The sequence below is a fragment of the Leptospira vanthielii serovar Holland str. Waz Holland = ATCC 700522 genome (assembly GCF_000332455.1).
Lineage (GTDB): Bacteria > Spirochaetota > Leptospiria > Leptospirales > Leptospiraceae > Leptospira_A > Leptospira_A vanthielii.
Genome location: NZ_AOGY02000065.1, coordinates 68,048 through 86,494, shown reverse-complemented (window position 1 = coordinate 86,494; position 18,447 = coordinate 68,048). Strand labels below are relative to the sequence as shown.

The following is an 18,447-nucleotide window of genomic DNA, read 5'->3' as shown; positions in this document are numbered from 1 at the left end:
TTATGAAAAAAATTAAGGTATTTGTCATCGATGATTCAGCTGTCGTAAGACAGGTATTAGCTGAAATATTCAAATCCGACTCGAGTTTCGAATTTTTAGGCAGTGCTTCGGATCCACTTTTTGCATTGGATAAAATGAATAACGATTGGCCCGATGTCATTGTTTTGGATATCGAAATGCCTAGAATGGACGGGTTGTCTTTTTTAAAAAAAATCATGTCAGAAAGACCAACCCCCGTTGTCATTTGTTCCACCTTAACTACAGAAGGATCCGATACGGCTATGATTGCGATGAGCCTTGGTGCTTGTGATATCATTACAAAACCTAAAATCGGATTAAAAGATTTTTTAAATGAAAGCACCATTGAACTTATCGATGCGGTGATGGCAGCGGCAGCGGTTTCCTTAAAAGCACTTCCAAACTTTTCAAATCAAAAACAGTTCACCATCAAAACGGAAAAAAAACAGGACATCTCCCAATTACAGGCAACAGAAAAAATTGTCGCTATCGGGACCTCAACAGGCGGAACCATTGCCTTAGAAGAAGTTCTCACAAAACTACCCAGGGACAAAACTCCAGGTATTGTCATCGTTCAACATATGCCCGAAAAATTTACAGAGACCTTTTCCAAACGATTGGATTCCATTTGTGAAATTAGTGTTAGGGAAGCCAAGGATGGAGACCGTGTGGTTCGAGGCCTCGCCCTCATTGCACCTGGAAATCGACATATGACGGTGAAACGCTCCGGTGCCCAGTATTATGTAGAAGTTGCGGATGGTCCTCTTGTCAATCGCCACAAACCATCAGTGGATGTGCTCTTTCGTTCTGTGGCAAGGAATGCGGGAAAAAATGCCAAAGGGATCATCATGACAGGAATGGGTGACGATGGAGCCTTTGGATTATTTGAGATGAAAGAAGCTGGGGCAGATACCATTGCACAAAATGAAGAATCTTCTGTTGTCTTTGGGATGCCGAAAGAAGCAATCAAGAGGGGAGGTGTAAACCACATCCTCCCTTTGACTGAAATCTATAAAACAATTGTGGGTTACGGTTGATTAACCGAGACCCAACTCTTTTGTTACCTTAACCTTTCTCGATCGAATGTCTTCAGGAGACTCTTCCTTTAGAATTTCGTCTGGTTTGATTTTGAAGATAGGTTGTGCTTTTGTAACAATCTTTCCATCGGAATCTACCATTAGATTTTTAACAACGGTTCCACTGACTGGAGCCAGAATTTTGTTAAACATCTTCATTACTTCAATGATAAAGAGAGGTTGTCCCGCTTGGAAATGATCCCCTTCATTGATAAGTTGTGGTAAGTTCGGAGCTTCCTTAGAGTAAAACATTCCACCCATCGGTGCCACAATTTCATCCCCAGACATTTTCGGTGGTGGGTTCAAAGTTTTGATCAAAGCATCTCTAGTTTCTTTGTTTTTGAATTCGTCAGGAACCACTCCGTCCAAATCTGCATTCACATCCAAACCAAAAAAGTTAGATTTGATACCGATTTTGGGAAGTAGTAAAAGAGTTTCAAGACCTGCTTGGAATCCATTATGGCTTGCAACAGAGGCAGTCCAGAGTTCCTCAGAAAGAGTTTTCGAAGGATTTTTACCTTTGGCCAATGCATCAGAGAGTTCTTTCCAAGAACTAAGTCCTGTTCTAACTGTAAGCTCAGAATAGAATGCTTTTGCTTCTGTGAGTAGGTTCGCATCATGATCCCAAATCTTTTCGGAACTTGCTTTTTGTTCTGTTGTATCTAAGTTCAAATAGTAATACAAAGAATCTAAAAATTGAATGGGGTTTTCAGAGAAGGAAAGATTGTTTCCTGTCCTTGTCCAAAGTTTTCCATCGAAGTATCCAAGAAATCCACCGAGAAGGTGCGGGTTGGCAAGAAGGCGTTCCATAGGACGAATGACAAGAGTCATCTTTTTGTTTAGGATTTTTTTGAGTTCAGGATCAGAGGCCTTTGTTTTTTCAGACCAAAGATATTCTAAATCCAAATCATTGATGATGGATTGCAGAGCTCCGATTCCTGCTAAATAAGAAATCATAAAAGCAGTAGACGGTTTGAACATCGCATCCTTACCCAAAATCCACTGGATGAGTCCATAGTGAACAAGTAAGTTGGTTTCGAGATTCAGACCTCTAAGCTCTGTTTTGCGAAGGATGTTGCCTAAAATTTCCAAGTTTTCTGTTCTCGAATTTCCATAAGAAACAATGAGAGCCACGTTGGAATCATAAGCACCTGCTAGGTTGTAGTGAACAAAGGCACCTGTATCGGGGTTACGAGTACAAATTCCTTGGTCATCTCGAATCTCTTCCGGTAGTGAATTCGACCAGTTTTGGATGATCCCACCCGCATGTGGTTGTAACGCACGGTTTGTGGCATTGATTCGGACTTCCGCACCAGATACATTTCGCAAAATTCGTTCTGGTTTGGGAACACGAAGACCATGAATGGAAAGGACAGCCATCGCTTCCACAAGCGAATCAATATAAAAGAAATCGTTCGGATCATTGGGATTCGTGAACTTCATTTTGTACACCATCTCTGTGACACGGTGTTCCACCTGAATCCTTGTGTTTACTTCCATAAAGAAGAAACTATTTCCCTCAACAATACATTCAAAAGTAGAAACTGAATTCAAACGAATTGCTTTTCCAAACACTTCTGCTTGGTTTTCCATATCTTTTAAAGTTTGTGTGTCTTTATCTAAGATTGCGGCTTTTTTAGGATTTGTAGAACGAACGAGATCTGCTTCTTTTTGGAGTAACTCTACCGTTTGAGAAATTTCTAAAAGTTTTTGTTCATGCATCTGCAAAGAACAATCACGACCCCCAAGAGACAAAGACCACTCCCCATTACCGATGAGTTGAATCTCGTTGTGGCGTGTATTTTCAATATTGAGCTCAATAAGGAAGTTTCTATTGGATCCAACGGCTGTGACTTTAGATTCCGCTAGGATCTCCATAACGGCTGCATCAATTTCCGATTTTTCACCGATGACACGTTGTCCCTTTCCACCACCACCACCGATGTATTTGAATCGGATTCGTTTTCCTGGATATTTTTTCCAAATGTCTTCACAAAGGATCGCAGACTCTTTTTGTAAATCAGGAATGGAAGTGATGTCTATGGTTTTTTCATAAGAAAGCTGAAGTAAATCTTCCGCATTGTCTTCGAGTGATCTGGATTCATTGAAAGAAAAGGATAAATTGTTTTCTTTGGCAACTTTAAGAAGTCCCTCTTTGGAATTTCCCGTTTTACGAAGTAAAGCAAGAGCTGTGATATTATCCACACCTGGGGTTACCGATACGTTCAGACTTCTTGCCAGTTTTTTTGCTTCGTCTTTAGCGCCAGCACCTTTAGCTACATGGGAACTTGGTCCCATAAAGATAATTCCTGCTTTTTCAATGGCCTCGATAAATTCCGCATCCTCAGCCATAAATCCGTAACCGGCAAAGATATGAGTGTATCCATTGTCTTTGGCAATTCCTATGATTTGGTGAATGCGTTGTTCTTTCTCTTCTTTCCCTGCTCCCATATAGTCAGGAACACGGTGGATATTTTCCGCAAAACGGAAGTTACGAAGCTCTGGTGCCAAAGCCTTTGGATACACGATGGAATCTTTTTCTGAAAGTAGAATTCCATATTCTTTCACACCGATGGCATCAAATACATCCATGGTTTCTTTGCGAACGGGGCCACGGCAAACAATGAGGCACTTGATCGATTCTACACTAAAAGACCGGATCCAATTGGACTCGGACTCTTGGAACTGAATGCGTTTTAAATTCTTATCTAACATGGAAATTACTCAAACTCCCTTTGAGGACCGGACATTTCTGCCGGTTTGTATTTGGACATCAGGAAACTCAAGTTTTTAGATAACACATTTCTTGTGTATCCTGGCAAAATGATAGAAGAAACAGAACCAAGAGAAAGTGCCTCTTTTGGATTCATCAGTTCTTTTTCGTATCTTTGGCCTATTTCAAAAAGTTTTGTATCACGAACGGAAGCGGCTTCCTTTTCACTCATCCCTTTTTTTACATTGGCCAAAAATTCTTTTTGGACTCCGGTGATTTCGTCTTTGTAAACATACTCTTTTCCGGCAGGACCCATGACCGCAATCCTTGCTGTAGGAAGTGCAAACACCATGGACGCACCCGTAAAATAAGAGTTAAATGTTGCATAAGCTCCACCAAACGCGTTACGGATGATAAGAGTGAGTCTTGGAGTGCGAAGATCAATGATGGAATCGAGAAGTTTTCTACCCTCTAGAACAATCCCATTATGCTCTTGGTCGCGACCTGGTAAAAAACCCGTTGTATCTTCAATGAAAACCATAGGGATATTGTACAAGTTACAAAATCTAACGAAACGAGTTCCTTTACGTGAAGCACCAATATCAATCTGACCAGAAGAAACAGCAGAGTTATTGGCAAGAAAACCCACAACATGACCACCTATTCGACCAAAGGCGGTGACTATATTTCTTGCTCTTTGTGGTTGTAATTCAAAGAACTCGCCATGGTCACAGATTTGTTGTAAATACAAAGTGATATCAAACGGGGTGTTCATCCCTGTAGGCGAATTGAATGTTTTTCTAAAAAGAATGTCTTCTTCGTAAATGAATCTGTCTACAGGATCTGAAGTAGGATAAAACGGCGCAAAACTATGATTATTGTCCGGCAAATAAGAAAGAAGGCGAATGGCTGTTCTGAGAGATCCGAGTTCATCACCTGTGACAAGGTCAACCACACCGGATTGTCCATGAACTTTGGGTCCACCTAAATCCTCGGCAGAGATGTCCTCACCGAGAACCGACTTGACTACACCAGGGCCTGTCAGACCAAAGAAGGTTCCATCACTCTGGATCATAAAAGATCCTTGGCGCGGAAGGTAAGCTCCCCCCCCTGCGTTAAAACCAAACATTAACATGACGGAAGGAACCACACCACTGATCTTTCTGAGTGCGGTAAATGCTTCCGAATATCCGTCAAGTCCACCCACTCCCGCAGGAACATAAGCACCTGCCGAGTCGTTCATTCCAATCAAAGGAATCCCATGGGTTCCTGCCATCTGGATGAGGCGAGCCAGTTTACTTCCGTTCGTTGCATCCATAGAACCCGCACGAAGTGTGAAGTCATGTCCGTAAACGGCGACATCTCGTCCTTTGATATTTAAAATTCCGGTAACAATGGAAGCCCCATCTAAATTGGGTCCCCAGTTTTGGTACGTGATATTAGGTTCTTCATCTGTAAGGACTTTGATTCTCTCCCAAACCGTCATACGGTTTTTGGAGTGTTGGACGCGGATTCTATCTTCTCCGCCTCCAAGGATAGGTTTCTCAATGAGTTCCTTTCCTAATTTGAGAGCATCATCATAAATTCCGGTTTGAGTTTCCGGAGCCTTGGTTTCTTTGAACGGGTTGTTTAGGGAATACTGCTTGGTTTCCATAAGTTTTTTTCCAATGTTTTGTTTAGGACCACTTAGAAAAGTGATTTTTACTTCAGAGCAGAGCTCAAATCAGGATAAATTGTAAATAGCTGCTGCATTCCAATGATATCGAATACTTTCTCTACCGCCGGTTGAAGGCCACAGATAGAAATGCTTATTTTTTGTTCCTGGCAATGACGTAGTGTTGTGACAAGCAATCGAAGGCCTGCAGAGGATATAAAAGGAACATCACTCAAATTGAAAATGACCGGTTTACCTGCAGCACTAACTAAGGTCATCAAATCCTTTTCTATTTTATGTGTATTGTGAACATCCAAATTGCCTTGGACATGTACAACCATCTTATCACCAACGGCTTCCGAATGGATTCCAATTTTGTCTTCATTCATACGATCGATTTCTCCAAATAGGTTATGTTTTGTTTCCCGTTGAAGTCATAGGACACTTTGTCCATCAGAGTCTCCATAAGATAAACGCCAAATCCTCCCTTCCGTTCCCCTTTTACATTGGCTTCTACGGAAGGTTTAGGAACTTTTTTTCTGTCAAAGGGTTTCCCCTCGTCAATGAGTACAATCTTAAGATTGTCTCCAATCAATTCTAGCCGACATTCGAAACTAGGTTTCGCTAGTGCGGTGTCCTTGTAACTGTGCATCACAATATTGGTCGCTGCTTCATCCAAAGATATAAGAACATCATCAAAGGCAAAGGGTTTTGTGATTTTGTTTTCTAAATGTTCAGAAATAAAATCTCGAAGTTTGGGAATTTCATCGGGATGGGCCGGGAATACTTTCGAAATTTCGAAAGTCGTCACTTCCGCGAATTTTAGGATCATTACCGTAAAGTCATCGTACTGTTCCTCAGAAAGTGAAAACTTTCGGATATCGTCATATACATCTTCTACGATTTTCTGGGAAGATTCATTCCTTCTTTCGATGATAAAATCGATAAACCTGTCGAGGCCATACTCCTCTTCGTCAGGATTTTTTTCTTCAATGGCCCCGTCCGTATAAAAGACCAAAATATCTCCCGGTTCTATTTGAATTTCTCCCCCTTGGTAGTTGGTTTGCGGAACCACACCCAGTGGTGCCCCCTTCCCTTTAAGAAGTTCAAAACTTCCATCTTTACGAATCCAAATTTGGTCGTTGTGACCAGCGGAGGCAAATTTCAAAGTCCTTGTCCGTCTTTGGTAGTTCACTAGAAAAAGAGTCACAAACATTCCTGATTGGGAATCTTCGTAAATCAGTTGGTTGGCACGAAAAAGAAGTTCTGAAGGTGAAAGGTCTGTGGTCCTTGATAAAGTGCGAATGATGGAACTTGACATCGCCATAAAAATGGCCGCAGGTAAACTTTTTCCCGAAACGTCTGCCACTAAAAAAGAAAACTGGTCCTCACCAAAAGAATGGAAATCATAAAAATCACCTGACACCTCTTTGGCGGCAACAGACATCACACCCAAATCAAATAGAGGAGACTGGATGAGTGAGTTCGGAAGAATATTGTTCTGGATTTTTCTTGTGATCTCGATTTCTTTTTCAATCGATTTTTTCGTGATGATTTCTTGGTTCAGTCTTAAGTTTTCATAAGCCTTTGCAAGTGGCGAAGACAAAGTTTTTAACATCCGAAGGTCTGTTTCATTAAAGGAATGTGCGGATTGTTTACCACTGACATAAAGCGCTGCTCTTAAATTTCCACCCCGAGGGGCAATCGGCAAAATTAAAAAATTTTTCTTTAAGGTATAAGCTTCTAATTCTAAAAAGGATTCTTCCAGTTGTGGCGAAACGACAGCCATTCTGGGATTTCCCGACTCCATTAGGCTTAGGAAAAGCCGACTTTCTGGCATAGGAAAAAATGACTCCCGAACAATCCCGAGTTGTCTTGCGTAAACCTGAATACGGTTTTTGTTTTTTTCTTCAATGATGACCATACCAGCATCTTCGCATGACAACTCTTTGGTGAGAATACTCAATGTTTTTGACATCAGGCCAAGTTCATCATGGGATTCAAGGACTGCTTGGCCCAAATCAAAAATAGATTCCAAAGTACTTAGTTTTTGTTTGAGTTCTAAGTTCGTTTCATTTAGATTATCGAGCAGGCGAGTTTTTTGGATGGCTACCGCACAAGCACTAGAAAAGGACAAAAAGGTATCAATATCATCTTGGCTAAAATTATTTCTGTCAATGGTGTTGATGGCTTCAATCACACCAATCACTTCGTCCCCCACAATAAGAGGACTTGCGAGAATATTTCTTGTAATGAAATTGGAAGCTTTGTCTACATCCCGAAAGACCCGATTGTCATTTTGGGCATCATTAATGATCATGGGTTGTTTGGTGACAGCAACCGTTCCTGCAATCCCTTGGCCCACAGGAACCTTGATTTTAGCCACTTCTTCACGTTTTTCGCCAGTTACCGTATGGAAAATTAGATATTCCTTTTTATCATCTAACAAAAGCAAGGAACTTGCTTCCGTTCGGAAAACTGATTTTGCCGATTCCATTACCATAACGAGAACACGTTCTAAATCGACACTGGTATTGATTAGAACCGCAACTCGAATGATTTCCTCTAAAAAATACTGAAGTCTGTTATTATTGTTGTGGATATTGGCATTGTCGATGAGTAACAGAATGGAAGTGGTGAGGGAATTGAAAAATTGTGGTTCTGCTTCCGAGAGAACTGTGTCTTTAAATAAGGCGTTTAAGTTAGCACTAAAATAATTAATTAAGTCTAAATCTTGTTCGGAAAAATTTTGGAAGTGTTTGATCCCCTCGAGAACGAGTACTCCGAGAGCCAAATCCCCAATTTCATCTCCCACGTAACAGGCGATATATGACTCAGCAACAGGACCATCGGTATCCTTTAAGTGAGAGCCTTTTTTGATAAGGATACTCTTGCGAGTTTTGAAAACATGTTTGGCAACCAAACCGGCGCTGGATTTGTCGCCGACTAAACCAAAACGACTCAGGTTCCCTCTTTCATTTCGAAAATAAAAAGCTGCTGATTTTGCCGAAACGAGTCGTTTTGCTTGACCAAGAATAAAATGGTACAAGTCATCCAATTCGGAAGAAGATGAAAGGTAAAATCCGCCTTCGTCGTTTTTTCGAATGATTGGCGGAAGAAAGCTGGGTTTCAATGTTTTAATCGTTGTTAAATTTTAGTGATTCTTCTCTTAGTTTTCGATTTGCATCTTCTAATGACTTAATTTTGTCGAAAGCAGACATGAGTTCGTCCCGACTTAAGTTAGATACCATCGAACTTGCTTGCACAGTTTCTTTGGCTTCCCTCAGTTCCACTCGTGAATAATCGATAATTTGTTCATACATCCGAATGATCTCATCGGCGTTTGCTAATTCTTGTTCGTTGAGTCTAAGAACTTTTTCATAGCCTCTGATGATATCCGATTGGATTTTCAGTTTTTTAGTCAGTTCTTCTACTGTATCTTGTCCCATAACATCTCTGGTTCCTTAGCCATTTTAGGATTCTGTTGACAGACAAACGCGGTCTCTCACCTTGGATTAGCACAAGGGGACGTAGCTCAGTTGGGAGAGCGTTTGAATGGCATTCAAAAGGTCGGGGGTTCGATTCCCCTCGTCTCCAAAATCCCTCCCGGAATTTCACAGTTCAAAGCCTCCCCTGTCAAATTCTTTTTCATTTGGAGTGGAGATCACTTGATCAATCAGTGACCTTTTTCAATCTATTCCATATTAGATTATGGCTGTTAGAAAAATCCTCAAGATTGGCAATCCCTTACTCCGTCAAACGAGCGAAGACGTAACTGAATCCGAAATCCAAACCAAGGATTTCAAAAAACTGATTCGAGATATGTTTGAAACCATGCGTCACGCTGAAGGTGTAGGCCTTGCTGCCCCCCAAATTGGTGTGCTCAAAAAACTAGTTGTTGTTGGCCAAGACGATGACAACGAAAGATACCCAGGAACCCCAGAAGTTCCGAACCAAATCATCCTGAACCCAGAGATTACACCGCTTTCTGCAGCCGGAGAAGGATTCTGGGAAGGTTGCCTTTCGGTTCCCGGTATGCGCGGTTATGTGGAAAGACCCGATAAAATTCGAATGAAATGGCGGGATGAAAATTTTGTGGAACATGAAGAAGTGATTACTGGTTATCGTGCCATCGTATTACAACATGAGTGCGATCATCTCTTTGGTGTTCTTTATGTGGATAGGCTCAAAAGTACAAAGTTATTCGGGTATAACGAAGACATTGATACTGCCGGTAAGTTGTTAGATTAATTTTTTTTCTCCAAAAGGAGTTGTATGGGCACATCTATCGTTCAATATTTTCTTTCAAAGAGTTTATTCGTAAACCTTCTTACCTTTCTCATTCTTCTTGTGGGTGGTTTTACAGCTGCCACGATGAACAGAGAAGCTTTCCCCAATATCAATTTTGATATTGTGAGTGTGACCACGGTTTACCCAGGGGCGGCACCTGCTGATGTAGAAAAATTAGTTACCAAACCTTTGGAAGATGCCATCAAAGAAGTGGACGGGATCAAAGAATTTCGCTCTGCCTCTTTGGAAAATCGTTCAGGGATTATTGTTACTATTGATCCCAATACAAAAAATACGCAAAAAGTAGTCGATGATTTGAAATCGGCCATAGACCGAATCCAAGATATGCCAACTGAGGTTGAGGATCCGATTGTCACTGAAATCACAACAGCAAGACAACCCGTTATTGAAATCCATTTGTCTTCGGTTACCAAAGACGGCAAACCTTTGTTAAGTGCCAAAGAACTACGCGATAAAGCCAAAATTTTAGAAGAAAAACTGAAAGACCTACCTACGGTGGCAAGGATCACCAAACGCGGATGGCGAGAACGGGAAATGAAAGTCGACTTAGATCCCGACAAATTAAGAAGCCTTTCTCTTTCCTCCACCCAAGTGATCAATGCCCTTCGTCTTCGAAACATCAATTTCCCTGGAGGAAATATCAATGAAAAAACAAGAGAGATCATTGTCCGCACTGTTGGTGAATTTGATACTGCCGAAGAAATAGAAAATGTTTTTGTTCGGTCCAATGATGCAGGTCGTTCTGTACGAATTCGTGATGTCGCCCGAGTCACTGAAGGCTTTGAAGACTCGGATTATTTGGACAAATCCAATGGGGACATCGCCATTGCTTTAACGGTAATTAAGCGGGAAAAGGCAGATGCCATTACCGTTGTGGATGATTCCAAACTTGTAGTAGAAGAGTTTATAAAGTCCTCAGGGGGCACGGTCAAACATGCCTTTGTCAATGACTTATCTAAATACATTCGTCGTCGCCTCGGAGTTTTAACTTCTAATGCAGTCTCGGGACTATTTCTCGTAACGGCTTCTTTATTTGTTTTTCTCGGCTGGCGTATGGCCCTTATGACGGCTCTCGGAATTCCTATCTCCATTGCGATGACCTTTGTTGCCATGAACTATATGGGTCTGACTTTGAATTTAATTTCCATGATGGGTCTTATCATTGTGGTGGGGATTTTAGTGGATGATGCCATCATCATTTGTGAAAACGTATACCGACATTTGGAAATGGGAGAAGAACCATTTGAAGCGGCCATGCGAGGGACAAGCGAAGTGCTCGCACCCGTCACAGCCACAGTAACCACTACCATTGCTGCCTTTGGTCCTATGTTATTTATGACAGGGATCTTTGGTAAGTTCATCCACTCCATTCCGCTTGTGGTGATTTTATCTTTATGTAGTTCCCTATTTGAAGCCTTCTTTATGTTACCTTCTCACTTGTATGATGTGAGTAAAGCCACAGACATGAAAGGTGAAGTCAAAGAAGAATCTCATTGGTTTGTGAAGTTTAAAGAGAGAACTTACCTTCCCCTTCTAAGTTTTGCACTCAGGAACCGATGGAAAATGGTGGGCCTACTTGTGGGTCTTTTTGTTTTTTCTCTCGCCATCCAAATCAAATTCGGAAAATTCAAACTTTTTCCCGGTGCCATTGAAACCTTCCAAGTAAGAGTTACGGCAGAAACTGGTTTAAAATTAGAAGAAACCGATCGTTTCATTCGAGCAATAGAACACGCAGTTTCCAAACTTCCCCAAGGTGAAGTAGAAAACTACATTTCCCGAGTGGGGATCATCCAAAAAGATCCGAATGATCCATTCACCAAACGGGGGAAAAACTATGCACAAGTAATGGTGTATTTAACTCCCGACGACAATAGAGAAAGGTCCACAGAAAAAATCATTGAAGTGGTTCGTCAAAACACCAAATTTATGTTAAATGAGAAAGCCCTCCTCCTTTTAGAAGAGAAGTTAGCCAAAGAAAATATTGATAAAAAAAATGAGGAAGTCCTTCCCGTAGCGGATGTTCCGAAAGATTTTCTTCCTTTGAAGGGAAAATTAGTAAACTTAGAATTTGAAAAACTGGCAGGTGGTCCCCCTGTGGGAAAACCAGTGGCGATCGAAATCAAAGGAGATGATTTTGCCACCTTACTAAAAATTGGTGCCGAGTTCAAGGCCGCGCTCGCAAAAATCAAGGGAGTGACAGACATTGGAGATGATTTTAATGAAGGAAAAGATGAAATCCGCGTTTCTGTAGATGAAACTCTGGCCTCTTTTGCTGGGGTCAGTGTTCAATCAGTATCTCTTGCTATCAACACCGCACTTCAAGGAACAGTTTCCACTAAAATCAAAAGGGCCGATGAGGAAGTAGATGTTAGGGTTCGATTTCCTGAAGAATACCGTTCGTCCCTCACCCACCTAAACAAAGTGTATGTGAATAATCTAACGGGGAACCTAGTCCCAGTTTCACGACTTACTAGTCACGATAGAAGGCCGGGGCGAGCTTCCATTAACCATTTGGATGGGAAACGGTTATTAACGGTCACGTCTAACATTGATGAAACGGTTTCTACCTCTAGACAAGTCAATATAGAAGCCAAAAAACTTACCGAAGGGATTATCGCCAAATACCCTGGGTATTCTGTTCGTTTCTCCGGGGAAAATAAAGATACAGAAGAGTCGATGGCATCTCTTGGCCGAGCCTTCCTTGTGGGACTTCTCATTATCTATATGATCCTTGCTTCCCTATTCCGTTCTTTGGCACAACCTCTCATTGTGATGAGCGCCATTCCTTTTGCTGTTATTGGTGTGATTTTTGCTTTTTTAATCCATGGACAACCATTCTCCTTCCTTGCTTTCCTTGGAATCATCGGACTTGCGGGGGTGGTAGTCAACGACTCCATTGTTCTTGTGGATTGTGCCAACCAACTCAGGATAGAAGATCCGAGTAAATCCACTTTTGAACTCCTGGTAGAAGCGGGAAGCATTCGCCTAAGAGCCGTAATGCTAACTACAGTGACTACAGTTCTTGGCCTCCTTCCGACAGCTTATGGAATAGGAGGAAAAGACCCTTTCCTTGTTCCCATGGCTTTGGCCTTTGGTTGGGGACTTGCGTTTGCGACCTTTATCACCCTCATCATGGTGCCTGTATTTTACCTGAACTTGTATTCGTTTAAAGACTGGATGGTCGCTAAATACCATACAAGAAAGAAGAGATTGGTATAAGAAGAATGAATTGAATCCCAATAATGGTTTCTAACAAAACTAGGAACTGTGATTGGGGAATCGAAACAGAACAAAAAAGGATTAATCCTTTTTATCATTTAACACTTCAGTTAGTGTTACAAATTTATACCCTTTCTCTTTCATTCGTTCAATGAATGTGGGAAGGATATAAATCAATTTATCAAATTTTCTTGGACCACCTAAGTGCATGAGAATGATGGCACCGTTCATTCCGTTCGCATCTGCCTTTTCCCAATTTTCCAAAAAGGTAAGTGTCTCCTCACCCGTTTTGTAATGAGGATTACGAACCACTTCTTTTTTTCCCTTTGATGTTTTTTTATAGAGGAATTGTTTACTAATATAATCGGGGAGATCAAGTGACCCTTTAGAATTATTTGACCACATGATGTGGTCCGTATATCCAAGACTAGCATGAGCATCTAAAATCAATTGGCTGAGGGCACCATACGGCAAACGATAGTATTTCTTTAATTCTTGTTTGGTGAGAGAATGGAAGGTATCTTCCACTCGTTTTAACTCTTCTGCCATTCGAGGGAGATCGAGAACCGAATTGGAAAGGTAATCGAGTACCATTCGTTTTTTTAAGGAAGTTTCTGTCACCGATCGTTGGTAATTAAAATGGGACCAGGTATGGTTTCCAAATTCTACAGATCCTGTTTTTGCCATTTTTTTTATATATTCTAAATTTTGACGGATAAAGAAGGAACCATTGATATCAGAAGGCCTCTCGTTTGATAGAAAGAGAGTCACTTTGATTTTATGTTCTTTGATATAATTGTATAATACGGGAAGTTCTTCCCCTGTCGCCAAATCAAAGGTAAGCGCAATTTCTTTCTGTGTTTCATTTCCACGAAGGACATTGCGCCCTTTTGTATTTTGGCTCACTTCTTTTAAGAACTGAACATTCTCTTCTACTTGTTTGGCAAGTTCTGTATCGGGTTCACTGTCTCCCGGTAAAGCTTTTTCCTCGCGAAGTTGCTCTTGGTACATAAGAGAAAAAAGGGATTGTTCGAGTTCCCGAAGATTTTTTTCTTTTTCTTTTACCTCTGACTCGAGTTTGGTGACACTCAAACTAAGATAGAGTAAATACCCACAAAGGACAATTACTGTAATCCCAACAAAAGAAAGGGCAGAAACCAGCGCAAACTTACGAAGTTTTTTTGCGAACAACCGGTCCTTCTCGATGTCCTGGGAAAGTTCATGAACAATATCCTGAATTTCCTTTTCTTCATTTGTCGGGTCGAGGGACATGCGGGTATGGGTTTCCTTACTACCTAATATCGGATTTGGATCAGTCGTTCTAAAACGACCGACCATCTCCCTTAAGTCTTTATCTTTAAAAATTTTCCCTTCTTTCCTTGGCGGATCAGGTATTCCTTTCCCAGCTCCAAAGAGAGTCCCGGATCAGTGATTTTTTCTTCATCCAAATACAAACCACCGGCTTGGATAAGCCTACGCCCTTCCGACACACTCGGAATGAATTTTAACTGGGACAAAACATAAACCAATAGCGGTGGTTTTTCTGCAAAATAGGAAGGATCCAAATTCTCTGTCGGAATTTCATCGGGAAGAGCTCGGTTTTTCGTATTGTGAATGGCTGTCCACTCTTCCACTGCCTTTCTGTTTTCCTCTTCTGGATGGAGTTGGTCCATCACAAGAAGAGCCAGTTCCGTTTTGACTTCTTTGGGATGGAGAGTTTTAGAAGTGATCCCTGCCTTTCTGTTTTCCATTTCCAATCGAGGAAGGTCTGTCAAAAGTTCAAAGTAATTCCACATCAAATCATCTGAGATGGACATGATCTTTCCATACATATCGATGGGTTTTTCTGTCACTCCCACATAGTTACCAAGAGACTTGGACATCTTTTTCACACCATCCAAACCAACGAGGAGTGGCAGTGTGATGACCGATTGTGGTTTTTGACCGTATTCTCTTTGTAAGTCGCGACCGACTAACATATTAAACTTTTGGTCTGTTCCCCCCAGTTCCACATCCGCTTTCATCGCAACGGAATCATAACCTTGCACCAGTGGGTATAAAAACTCAATCATAGAGATCGGAGTTCCCGCTTTATGGCGTTTTGTAAAGTCGTCTCTTTCCAACATTTGAGAAACAGTATATTTGGATGTTAAAACCAAAACATCTTCGAACTTCATCTCCGAACACCAATGAGAGTTGTAGAGGATTTTTGTTTTGTTCGGATCTAAAATTTTAAAAACTTGGTTTTGGTAGGTTTTGGAATTTTCCAATACCTCTTCTTTCGTAAGGCGTTTTCTTGTTTCTGATTTTCCTGTGGGGTCACCAATCATTGCCGTAAAATCACCGAGCATAAAGCAGACTTCATGACCCAAGTCTTGGAAGTGTTTCAGTTTTCTGAGTAAAACGAAATGTCCTAAATGTAAATCGGGGGCTGTGGGATCAAAACCCGCCTTAATCGTAAGGCTAGGTTTGGATTTTATCTTTTCTAAAAGTTCTGCCTCGCTAATGATCTCGACAGTGCCTCGGCGGATGGTTTCTAATTCTTGGTTCAATTCTCTTTCAGTTTTCATAACAAATTCAAAAATTTTCGATGGTCGAAATGGTGACTTTTGACAATACTAACCTTAGAATCTCTATAGGCAACCACCAAAGTACGTAAAAACCCTTATGAATCATTTAGATGAAAGAAAACAAACACTAAAACAATTAGAATCAACTGACTACGATGTCTTAGTACTGGGCGGTGGAGCCACTGGATCTGGTACGGCATTGGATGCATCTCTTCGCGGATACAAAGTAGCCCTTCTCGAAAAACAAGACTTCTCGGCAGGAACTAGTTCCAGGTCCACAAAACTCATCCATGGAGGAGTTCGTTACCTCGCCCAGTTCCATTTCAAACTAATCTACGAGGCCCTATCCGAAAGAAAACGTCTCCTGATCAATGCCCCTCACTTAGTAAAACCTCTACAGTTTGTATTACCAACCTATGTTTGGTGGGAAAAACCTTTTTACTCCATTGGACTTACTATGTATGACATCCTTGCGGGTAGATCCATTGTTCCAGGCCATGAAAGAATTTCCAAAGCGACAGCATTGGATTATTTTGCCTCTTTAAAAAAAGAAAAACTAAAGGGTGGAATTTCCTATTACGATGCCCAGTTCAATGACTCAAGACTCAATGTCACCACAGTGCGAGCTGCCAAAGAAAATGGAGCAGATGTATTGTCTCGCATCGAAGTCATATCCTTCTTAAAAGATGGAAACGGAAAGATCACCGGTGTGACCGCAAAAGATCTAATCACAAAAAAGAAAGTCACGATCAAAGCCAAAGTCGTCGCCAATACCACAGGAGTTTGGATTGATTCTCTTCGTAAACTGGACGACCCAAAAGCAGAAAACGTCCTTGCTCCAAGCCAAGGAATCCACCTAGTCTTCGACAAACAAAAGTTACCTTGTCGCACGGCCATGATCATCCCCAAAACTGCCGATGGACGAGTGGTATTTGTCATCCCTTGGGAAGGAAAAGTCCTTCTCGGAACCACAGACACCCCCATCCAAAAAATTGATGAGGAACCTCTACCTCTCCAATCCGAAGTAGAATTTTTACTCAAAACCGGAAATGATTATTTGGATACCAAGTTAACCAAAGAGGATATCGAATCTGTTTTTTCTGGCCTTCGTCCTCTTATCTCTACTGGTGATAAAAAAGATACAAAGTCAATATCTAGAGAGGAAGCCATCCTTGTTTCCGAATCGGGTCTTGTCACCATGTCTGGTGGGAAGTGGTCTACCTTTCGCAAAATGGCTGAGGACCTTACTGACAAACTCATATCCGTAGGTAACTTGCCACCCAAGATGAATTGTGTGACAGCAAGTTTTGCCTTTCCTGGTGCCGATGGGTATTCCAAACATCTTGTAGCAAAAGTGCAAACACTGTATGATCTTTCTTATGAAACTTCCGTTCGTTTGGTGGATGCGTATGGCGGCGAAGTTTCCTTCATTCTGGGAAAAAAACCAAAGGAGATCAAAAAAGGCTCCGGTTACTTTCTAGAAGAAATCAAACATTTTGTGAAAAAGGAATTTGCACTCTCTGTTACTGATGTTCTTTCAAGAAGGTGGCGAGTTGTGTTTTTGGATTTGAAACTAGCAGAATCTTTGGCAGTTCCCGTAGCCAATGCTCTCGGCAAAGAACTGGGTTGGAAGGAAACAGAGAAAAAATCCTCTTTAAACGAAATCCTTAATCATATCAAAGATTTAAAGAAAACGATCAGTTAAAAACTAAAAAGCCAAATCTATTTTGGTTTGGCTAGTTCGTAATGATAAAAAGTTCTTCCTGATTCCTTTTCTTTTAACACAAGTAAGTAGTGAGTTTTGGGATTAAAAACTTCGGAAAACTGAGTTCCTAGTTTGGTTTTGAAGTTTTCATAGTCTTCATCACCCACTTCGGCTCGTTTGAATATCCAGGAAATATTCCGTTCGATCCCACCATTATCATAATAACTTAAATTGAGCTCCAGTCCCTCTTCTGAGGATTGGAGGATACTATAAGTTCCCACAATCGAAGGTAAAAATCCCAAAGGATCTCCCTCTCCATACATCTCCGAAAAACTAAACGTTTGGTCGGATTTAAAAAACACAGGCAGGATGGTTCCTTGGTCATAAAAGGAAATGGTTCCCTTTTCATTGGCCAAAACCAGTTGTTTGAATCCAGAAAAGTGGCGTTCCGCTTTGCCAAATTGGATGATGGTATTTTTAATTTTATCAAAGGAAACCCAAGGGTAAGATACAAAGTTATCTTTTTTTATTTCCCCAAATGAAACTTCGGAAATACAAACTCGTCCCGTGGAACCCAGACCATGGGTCTCCAAAATTTCGAATCGAATGACATTACCTTGGAACTTAGAATCTAAATCCAATACTTGAAATCCCGATTTGCCAAACTTGGGTTTCGTCAGTTCTAAATCGATTGTGGAACCGATATTCAATTTCGATTTTAAATCTTCTGTTTCCATAGTAAATGTTGTAATGCGAAGTTTTTTCACAGCATCATTCGATTTTAAATCCAAAGCAGACTTATGGAATCCATTGAATATCTGTAAGGCGGAAAACTCCGAATAGGATTTTAAATACAAAGTAAATCCAGAACCCACCTCTTTGGAATTGGCACAAAACGCCGTGGTGAGTTTGTTATCTAAGGAAAATTCTGGACTGAACCGCCACGGTTCTTCGGGACTGACTTGGCCCACACTTTGGGTTCGCAAGTAATCAAATTGTTTTTCGGAACCCTTACATTGGAAACCTGCAAAAACAGATAGGAAAATTACGAGCCAAAGAATAACGGTTGGATAGGAATTTCTAAAAGAAGGAAGAATTGTAGAAATAGTAGATTGGTTCAGACCCATGGACTGTCAAACCATGAATCTGAACGAAAGGACGATCAAGCGAAAAACAATTTC

Annotated in this window: 12 protein-coding genes and 1 tRNA gene; 5 read left to right on the top strand and 8 right to left on the bottom strand. The window is 41.1% G+C overall.

Annotation, left to right across the window (positions count from 1 at the left end; translation table 11 throughout):
• Positions 1-2: 2 nt before the first annotated feature.
• Positions 3-1,055 carry a protein-glutamate methylesterase/protein-glutamine glutaminase gene (locus tag LEP1GSC199_RS15320; RefSeq protein WP_002987405.1) on the top strand — a complete coding sequence of 351 codons (1,053 nt, stop codon included), beginning with the start codon at positions 3-5 and terminating at the stop codon, positions 1,053-1,055.
• Here LEP1GSC199_RS15320 and LEP1GSC199_RS15315 read toward each other — a convergent pair whose 3' ends face one another.
• The 5 genes from LEP1GSC199_RS15315 to LEP1GSC199_RS15295 are packed head-to-tail and all read right to left on the bottom strand — an operon-like array spanning position 1,056 to position 8,910.
• The gene (locus LEP1GSC199_RS15315) at positions 1,056-3,809 is read right to left on the bottom strand and encodes an ATP-binding protein (protein WP_002987361.1); all 2,754 of its coding nucleotides are present in this window, start codon (positions 3,807-3,809) and stop codon (positions 1,056-1,058) included.
• A gap of 5 nt (positions 3,810-3,814) precedes the next feature.
• Positions 3,815-5,461, bottom strand: coding sequence for an acyl-CoA carboxylase subunit beta (locus LEP1GSC199_RS15310; protein ID WP_002986942.1), 1,647 nt, complete (start codon positions 5,459-5,461; stop codon positions 3,815-3,817).
• A gap of 47 nt (positions 5,462-5,508) precedes the next feature.
• Complete coding sequence (locus LEP1GSC199_RS15305; protein WP_002987138.1) at positions 5,509-5,850, bottom strand: STAS domain-containing protein; 342 nt, start codon at positions 5,848-5,850, stop codon at positions 5,509-5,511.
• Positions 5,847-8,594, bottom strand: a complete 2,748-nt coding sequence (locus tag LEP1GSC199_RS15300; RefSeq protein WP_002987429.1) for a SpoIIE family protein phosphatase — start codon at positions 8,592-8,594, stop codon at positions 5,847-5,849. Before LEP1GSC199_RS15300 ends, LEP1GSC199_RS15305 begins: the two co-directional genes overlap by 4 nt.
• 4 nt (positions 8,595-8,598) lie before the next feature.
• Entirely contained in the window at positions 8,599-8,910 is a 312-nt protein-coding gene (locus LEP1GSC199_RS15295; protein WP_002987446.1) for a hypothetical protein, read from the bottom strand.
• A gap of 75 nt (positions 8,911-8,985) precedes the next feature.
• Here LEP1GSC199_RS15295 and LEP1GSC199_RS15290 point away from each other — a divergent pair.
• The 3 genes from LEP1GSC199_RS15290 (at position 8,986) to LEP1GSC199_RS15280 (ending at position 12,991) form a co-directional block, all read left to right on the top strand.
• A tRNA-Ala gene (locus LEP1GSC199_RS15290) sits at positions 8,986-9,058 on the top strand.
• 114 nt (positions 9,059-9,172) lie between these two features.
• The gene (gene def, locus LEP1GSC199_RS15285) at positions 9,173-9,712 is read left to right on the top strand and encodes a peptide deformylase (protein WP_002987179.1); all 540 of its coding nucleotides are present in this window, start codon (positions 9,173-9,175) and stop codon (positions 9,710-9,712) included.
• Between the two features lie 24 nt (positions 9,713-9,736).
• The gene (locus LEP1GSC199_RS15280; RefSeq protein WP_002987170.1) at positions 9,737-12,991 is read left to right on the top strand and encodes an efflux RND transporter permease subunit; all 3,255 of its coding nucleotides are present in this window, start codon (positions 9,737-9,739) and stop codon (positions 12,989-12,991) included.
• Between the two features lie 81 nt (positions 12,992-13,072).
• Here LEP1GSC199_RS15280 and LEP1GSC199_RS15275 read toward each other — a convergent pair whose 3' ends face one another.
• Positions 13,073-14,263 carry a polysaccharide deacetylase family protein gene (locus LEP1GSC199_RS15275; RefSeq protein ID WP_002987269.1) on the bottom strand — a complete coding sequence of 397 codons (1,191 nt, stop codon included), beginning with the start codon at positions 14,261-14,263 and terminating at the stop codon, positions 13,073-13,075.
• A 71-nt stretch (positions 14,264-14,334) separates the two neighbouring features.
• Entirely contained in the window at positions 14,335-15,561 is a 1,227-nt protein-coding gene (gene tyrS / locus LEP1GSC199_RS15270; RefSeq protein ID WP_002986983.1) for a tyrosine--tRNA ligase, read from the bottom strand.
• Positions 15,562-15,658: 97 nt separating this feature from the next.
• On the opposite strand from tyrS, the gene LEP1GSC199_RS15265 reads away from it, so the two are divergent.
• A complete protein-coding gene (locus LEP1GSC199_RS15265; protein WP_002987271.1) occupies positions 15,659-17,266 on the top strand; it encodes a glycerol-3-phosphate dehydrogenase/oxidase in 1,608 nt (535 codons plus the stop codon).
• Between the two features lie 17 nt (positions 17,267-17,283).
• Here the strand turns inward: LEP1GSC199_RS15265 and LEP1GSC199_RS15260 are convergent, their stop codons facing one another.
• Positions 17,284-18,393: an NADase-type glycan-binding domain-containing protein gene (locus LEP1GSC199_RS15260; RefSeq protein WP_002987115.1), complete on the bottom strand. Its 1,110-nt coding sequence runs from the start codon at positions 18,391-18,393 to the stop codon at positions 17,284-17,286.
• Between the last annotated feature and the right edge of the window lie 54 nt (positions 18,394-18,447).